We start from the raw sequence: 6,614 nt of genomic DNA, 5'->3' as shown, positions 1-6,614 counted from the left end.
TCCTTGCGCTGCCCAAACCAGCCATCGTCCATCACAAAGCGATCGACTCCAAGCGCCGCCGCCTTCTCGGCCATTGCAATTTGGCCTTCTTCGCTTACCCTGAACTCCGTCGCCTCCCATGAGTTGTAAATTACAGGGCGTGGTTTAGGAGCCGCAGTATCGCCCTCACCTACTCGATGCGGAAGTATGTGAGCGATCTCGTAGTGATGCAAAATCCGCGATGCCCCGCCGAGCCCATGCGCGCTATACCCACCATAGAAAACCGGCGACTCCAGCGACTGCCCGGGCTTCAGCACATAACCGAAATCGAACGGATTGAACCCGCCCGTCACGCGAACCTTATCGAGCTGGTCCTCCTCGACGGTGATTCTCCATGATCCGCTCCACGCCAGTGCCCCAAACCAGACTTCGCCGGAATTTTCATCCGGATGGTCGCCCGCCTCGATCGCAAACCACGGGTTCGCCTGGTGCCCCGTGGAGCCACGGCGGCTTTCAATCACGCGCTCTCCCGGATGCAGCGTCTCCTGCGTCAAACTCCACTCGCCCGCCCATCGACCAGTCAGATAATTCAGCGTGTAATGCGCCGCCGGGAGCGCCCAGGCCGCCGCAGCCGCCTGCTCAATCGTGATTGGCTGCGCCTCCTTGTTCTCAATCGTCGCCGACCGCGCTAAAATTCCGCTCCTCGGATCGATCGCGTAGTGCAGCGTAACGAAGACCTCTCGGTTGATGTCTTTAAGGACAACATTGAAACCATCAGACGCAGCCTCGTGCCGGACGTAATGCAGCACTAGGTCGCGGTTTCCATCCGCAAACGTAACCTTCAACGCCGGCTCGACAAACAAGCCAGAACCCCAACCCGCATACTCCTGCGGCGTGTTGGTATACGACGAGTCGAACGAGGCCCATTCCCGCGCCAGCACTGCCTGCGGAACCTGGTCTGTCGCGCCAAGTCGGCCGCCCCAGTAAAGCTGCTGCAGTTCCCCGCGTGCGTTCACGCCGAAGGCATACGTGACATTGCCCCCGTCCAGGCGAAAGACCTTCGCGCTTTCGTCGAATGTGGCGCCAGAGGACTGAGCACCGGCAACAAGTGAAATAGAAACCAGCAACAAGGCTGAAAAGAGGTTTCGAAACATGAGGAATTTCCTCCATTGTTTTTCAAACCGCCCATCATAGCATCGGCATGCATCCCGGCGCGCAATTCGGGATGAACCATTCGCCGTTCACACGCTTGCGGGGCCGGTTCACAACACTTCTTAACAGGATTCAACCGGGGTATGGGCTATCCTGAACTTGCTGAAGCCGGAGGTTCAGGATGCTCTCCCCTACCTTGACCGCGCCTGCCTGTCCAACGCCCGCTGAAACTATCGCGGCTGCACTCGATCGTGTGGGCCCGCTTCAAGGGCTGCCGTTTGAAGATCGCCTCTGGCTGGCTCAGCACGGCGAGGAAATCGTCGCGCAACCCGGAGACATCCTTTTCGAAGAAGGCCAGCCTGCCGACCGAATGATCCTCATCCTCAAGGGCGAGATTCACGTACGCCGGCAGCGCGGCGGCCCCATGGAGCTGTTCATCGGCCGTGCGGGACAAATGACGGGCCTGCTTCCCTTCTCGCGGATGAAGACGTCTGGTGGCCAGGGTTTCGCGATCACGCCGGTATGGGCTCTGCTGGTAATGAAGGAAAAATTCCCTGAGATGCTCGCGGCGATTCCCTCCATGACGCAGCGCGTCGTCTCCACTCTGCTTGACCGCGTGCGCGAGGTGACACGCATTGAGCAACAAGCAGAGAAGCTGAACGCACTCGGCAAGCTCGCCGGCAACCTTGCCCACGAGCTCAACAATCCCGCTTCGGCGGCCCAACGCGCGGCGTCGAGCCTGGTGATGGAACTCCGCGCAAATCGCGAAAACCGCTTCAAGCTCGTCAACCTGTGCCTGAGCGACGAACAAATCCATGGCGTCGAGGCCTGGGAACAAAGAGTGATGAGCCGCTCCACACGCAATGACGCGCGGGATGCCGGGGAGCAGATTCAGCTCGAAGAGGATCTGCGCAGCTGGCTGACAGCCTTGCCGTGCGACGGCGCGTGGGAAGTCGCAGCGCAGCTTGCAGAGCAACGAGCCACCGTCTCCGATCTCGAAGAACTTCGAACGATGATCGGTTCAAGCGAGGCATGCATTTCCCTGCAATACTTCGCGCGCTACTTGAGGTCTACCCGGTCCGTCGATACGCTGCTCAATTCAACAGCGCGGATCTTCGATCTGATCAGCGCGGTCAAAGCCTACTCTTACATGGACCGCGCGCCGATTCTCGAGGTGGACGTCCCGGCCGGGCTCGATGCAACCATCCAAATGTTCCAGTCGCGCATGAAAGACGTGGAGGTCGAACGCAACTACGAGCCCGACCTGCCCCGCATCAGCGCATACGGCAGCGAACTGAACCAGGTATGGACGGCGCTGATTGAAAACGCACTCGATGCGCTTGCCGAGACCGGCCACTGCGGAAAATTGAAGCTGACCTGTCGCCTAGAAGGCGAGATGATGCTGGTGGAGATCTGGGACACAGGCCCCGGAATACCGCCGGAATTGCAGGATCGCATCTTCGAGCCGTTCTTCACCACCAAGGCGCCTGGCCTGGGCCTTGGGCTTGGCCTGGACAACGCGATGCGGATCGTGCGGAAACATCGCGGGCACCTCAGCGTGCGCTCCGATCCGGGATCAACCTGCTTCCGTGTGCGTCTGCCGCTCGATCAACTGCAGGCATACTGAAGCAACACAACCTCAACCACTCTGCCCAGCGCCGCATATCATGCGCCGCGCACCATAGGAGGATTCCAATGGCGCCTTCCGTGTCTACCGGCAAGAAAGTGGAGACAACCATCACAACATTGCTGAACGTGCGTCGCGGCACCAGGGCAATCGACTTCTACATCCGCGCGTTCGACGCAACCATTTTGTCGCGCATGGATGCCGAGGACGGCACTGTCGTGGCGCATCTCGCCGTGGGCAAAGGAGACTTCTGGGTCGCCGATGAGTCCCTCCCCCACAAGAACTTCAGCCCTGAGTCCCTCGGCGGCACGAGCATGCGCATGGTCCTCATCGTGAACGATCCACATGCCGTCTTCGATCAGGCCGTGGCAGCCGGTGCATCCTCCATTTGCCCCGTTCGTGACGAATCCTACGGATGGCGCATCGGCCGCATCGTCGACCCCTTCGGACACCACTGGGAGATCGGCAAAAAACTGGAGGAAGGCTGATGGAACTGGAAAGCAAAGGCGTCAAGGCTTCGGAAACCATCGAGACCGAACGGCTCCTGTTGCGCAGGCCGAAGCAGAGCGATGCGCAAGCCGTATTCCACCGCTACGCCTCGGATCGCGAAGTAACGCGCTACCTAAGCTGGCCCACGCACCGTAGCGTGGCCGATACGCTCGCGTTCCTGGCCATGAGCGATGAGGAGTGGCAGCGCTGGCCCGCAGGACCCTACCTGGTGCTGACGCGGGACAACGTCACAAACGACGCCTTAGTGGGAAGCACCGGCCTTTTCTACAAGAGCCCCACGCGCGCAGTCACGGGTTATGTCTTCGCAAAAGATGCCTGGGGACAGGGCTACGCCACCGAAGCTCTGCTGGCGATGGTCGATGTGGCGCAGCAGACCGGCGTCCAGCGCCTCGAAGCTATCTGCCACGCCGAGCATTCGCCTTCAGCCAATGTGCTTGAGAAGTGCGGCTTCACGCGCGAAGAAGTCCATCGCGAACACTTCGTCTTCCCCAACCTGAGGCCCCAGAAAAAGAGCGACGTCTTCAGCTACGTCCTTTGCCTCTAGCTTCAGGGCACCCTGTGCTCCGGCTTCTGTGACCTACAGTGCTCTGGCACCCGCAACGTCCTTCCGTCGAGACACATAGGTGACGACCTGGAGTCACCCGGACGAAATGCCGTCATCGCCGCCTCGTCACCCTGACCCCGACTTGACTATCACTGACTCCCGCGACGCAACTTAAACTCATTGCCCACCATTGGATGCGTAGGTTTCCACTCGGCGCCTCGGGTTTGGCACCCGTCTTGCATTTCTCATCTGCATGCCCGGCAAGTTTCGGGCCGATTCACGCCGAAGGGGTCACCAATGCTTCACCTGGCCATATCCTGCTCGTCTTACCTTCTCTTCTTCCTCATCAAGGTGCTCACGCCGACTCAACAAGCCACCTGGCGAGCGAAAGAACGGCCCGGGAACTCCGATCTCCCCTAGAACGACACATCAGCCGGTTCCGTCACCCGCATTACCGACTGGTCTCCCGTCTTCTGCTTCCACGCCGCGCGAATGGCTTCGATCTTGGCGCGATTCTCCGCCGTATCCGGGTAATCGATAATCAGCATCTTCGAGCGCAGCCGCTCCGGTGCAGTCTGGTTCTTGCCCTGCCACTGCCCATACACGTCGAGCACACTGAGACCATCTGGGAATCGCGGCGTCACCTCGCGATCAAGAAAACCCCGCCAATCCGTCTCGCTCACACCCTGCCCAGGATGGCCCACCGGACCCAGGCCGAAGTACAACTTCGTATCGACCCAGCCTTTTGTGATCCCGGGGTGCGCCGAATCTCCCTGCAAAGTTGGCGCGGCGGCAACCTGGGGGGCGACCGGCTTATGCCCGCACGCCACCAGCGCGAGCGCCAGAAATGGCGCAAACAATACAGAGCGGACGTGCATTCGGGCTCCGAAATCGACCAGCAAGACTACTTTTCTACTTCAACTCCTCGCCAGAAAGCCACGTATCCCTTGATCTTTCGGGCAGCAGGCTTGGGGTCCGGGTAGTACCACGCCGCATCCGGATTATCCTGTCCGTCAATATACAGGCTCATGTAGCGCGCCTGGCCCTTCCAGGGGCATGTGGATGTTGTGCTGCTGGGGCGGAAGTACTCCCGCTTCAGGCTGTTCTCCGGGAAGTAGACGTTCCCCTCGACGACTTCGGTAACATCGCTTTCGGCAACGACTTTGCCGTTCCAGACTGCTTTTGCCATGATCTTTCGCACCGGCCTTCGCCACTTCGCTTTACTGTTCGGGCGAACGCTAATCGTTAGAACAGTAACAGAGATTGGATTCTGTGGCGAGCGTGCAGGATTCGATCCGTCATCCCGCCCGCCCCTATATTCCTCTGCCTACAAAACTTAGATCTTTTTGAACCGAATCTCAGCCCGGTGTCTCGTCCTCGGCGTCAACCCCTGCTTCGAGAATTCCCATGCCAAATTATTGATTTTAAAAGAAGAATCTTTTCCCGGCTCTTGCAGATAATTTAGAGCGCGCGGTGCAATATGGAAATGGACACCTGTATGCGAGAGTCCCATTCTAAAACCGCAGTCGGTTCTTGTTGCTGCGCCTTTGTACGAGCCACTTAACCCCTTTGCTGAGAGGATTCTGCAGGTAAGTTCAACTGCAGCAGGATTTTGCGGCGACACGCCCTCTCTATCCCGCTGAAAGCAAGTACTTTGCTCACAGGGTATGGGAGGGGGTACCCCGCGGAAATTGCGCGGTAGGAGCGGACGAAAACAGGCGAACGATCTTTCAACCCCGCTCGCCCGGTTTTATTGAAATGATGTTGCTACTTGGCCGCTTCGATCGAATCGATGTGAACTGACTTTTTATCGGAGTCCGCAGTCGCCTTGACCGTCACGTGGTCGCCATAGAACTTCTTCACAGCATCCGGATTGTCGATGGTCCAGACCTGCTTCTTGCCCTCATCGACAAATACTGGAGTCATTCCACCCTCGATGCACTTCTTCACGCATTCCGAGCCGGAACCGGCGTGTTTGGCTCCGCACATCGAGTCGGAAATCCAGCCGTTGATCGTTTTAGAATCCGCTGCGTTCGCCGCGACTGCAGCAAAGGCGACAGTTGCAACCAGCATTGCAATGATGCGCTTCACGTGAAACCTCCATGGGGAACTTATTTGGGAACTTGTTTTCTGACTCCCATCATGCGCCACCGGGCACAGGCTGCACAATCCGCATTTTGAGAACGATTTGGCAGGATGAACTACCGCACCTGCCATTCTTGACTCGGCTGAAATTTGCCCCGGCGGGCCTGGACGTTCTTGAGAGCCATCTCATATCGGGCGGCAGCAGCCGTAAAGCGGTTAATGAGCTCTGAAGTCTTGTTCATGAACATGGGCATCTTCTCTCGAATGGGTTCCAGGATGTGAGCGAACTTGGCAAGAAGAAAGAAACCCTCCCCGTTGCAGTCGACAAACAGCTCCGCCGAAACAGCGCCGTGCAGCACCATGGCCGCCCCCATCTCCCAGTAAGTGGTCACCTGGCGGAAAAAGGCATTGTGAGGATCGGCCGGGTTCAGCGCGACCGCAAAAAACTCTTCCGCGGTATTCGGCCAGAATTCACCGGTCATCCAGGCGCGCGCCTGGCGCATCAGTGGCTCGGTGCGAAGTTCGTACAGTTTGAGAATGATTTCAGCGTCAGCGGGTGTAGCCAGCATGCGTTCCATGAGCGGGTCTCCGAATGCTCATGGTAACGGATTCAACCGGCTCTTGCGTTCAGCATGTGCCCCAGAGGCGCCGATGCGGGACCATTTGGCCCCGCATCGATCGTTCGAGAGCAACTTTCAGGCAGGCTGAAGTTCCTTC

Annotated in this window: 8 protein-coding genes; 3 read left to right on the top strand and 5 right to left on the bottom strand. The window is 58.6% G+C overall.

The window, feature by feature from the left end; genetic code table 11:
* A partial coding sequence (locus WA354_RS09740; protein WP_472812814.1) for a glycoside hydrolase family 36 N-terminal domain-containing protein occupies nucleotides 1-1,133 on the bottom strand: 1,133 nt, incomplete at its 3' end.
* A 179-nt stretch (nucleotides 1,134-1,312) separates the two neighbouring features.
* Here WA354_RS09740 and WA354_RS09735 point away from each other — a divergent pair.
* The 3 genes from WA354_RS09735 to WA354_RS09725 all read left to right on the top strand — a co-directional run bounded on the left by WA354_RS09735 (nucleotide 1,313) and on the right by WA354_RS09725 (nucleotide 3,812).
* On the top strand, nucleotides 1,313-2,758 hold the full coding sequence (locus WA354_RS09735) for a sensor histidine kinase (RefSeq protein WP_472812813.1): 1,446 nt from the start codon (nucleotides 1,313-1,315) through the stop codon (nucleotides 2,756-2,758).
* A 68-nt stretch (nucleotides 2,759-2,826) separates the two neighbouring features.
* A complete protein-coding gene (locus tag WA354_RS09730) occupies nucleotides 2,827-3,246 on the top strand; it encodes a VOC family protein (protein ID WP_472812812.1) in 420 nt (139 codons plus the stop codon).
* A complete protein-coding gene (locus WA354_RS09725; RefSeq protein ID WP_472812811.1) occupies nucleotides 3,246-3,812 on the top strand; it encodes a GNAT family N-acetyltransferase in 567 nt (188 codons plus the stop codon). Before WA354_RS09730 ends, WA354_RS09725 begins: the two co-directional genes overlap by 1 nt.
* 416 nt (nucleotides 3,813-4,228) lie before the next feature.
* Here the strand turns inward: WA354_RS09725 and WA354_RS09720 are convergent, their stop codons facing one another.
* The 4 genes from WA354_RS09720 to WA354_RS09705 all read right to left on the bottom strand — a co-directional run bounded on the left by WA354_RS09720 (nucleotide 4,229) and on the right by WA354_RS09705 (nucleotide 6,466).
* Entirely contained in the window at nucleotides 4,229-4,690 is a 462-nt protein-coding gene (locus WA354_RS09720; protein WP_472812810.1) for a DUF3574 domain-containing protein, read from the bottom strand.
* 26 nt (nucleotides 4,691-4,716) lie between these two features.
* Nucleotides 4,717-5,001 (bottom strand): DUF427 domain-containing protein, encoded by a 285-nt coding sequence (locus WA354_RS09715; protein ID WP_472812809.1) that lies wholly within the window; start codon nucleotides 4,999-5,001, stop codon nucleotides 4,717-4,719.
* A 578-nt stretch (nucleotides 5,002-5,579) separates the two neighbouring features.
* Entirely contained in the window at nucleotides 5,580-5,903 is a 324-nt protein-coding gene (locus WA354_RS09710; RefSeq protein WP_472812808.1) for a hypothetical protein, read from the bottom strand.
* A 110-nt stretch (nucleotides 5,904-6,013) separates the two neighbouring features.
* Nucleotides 6,014-6,466: a DUF4760 domain-containing protein gene (locus WA354_RS09705; protein WP_472812815.1), complete on the bottom strand. Its 453-nt coding sequence runs from the start codon at nucleotides 6,464-6,466 to the stop codon at nucleotides 6,014-6,016.
* Between the last annotated feature and the right edge of the window lie 148 nt (nucleotides 6,467-6,614).

It is taken from the genome of Occallatibacter sp. (assembly GCF_049802275.1).
Classification (GTDB): Bacteria; Acidobacteriota; Terriglobia; order Terriglobales; family Acidobacteriaceae; genus Telmatobacter.
The sequence above is the reverse complement of the archived record's forward strand: the minus strand, read 5'-3'. Positions and strand labels throughout refer to the sequence as shown.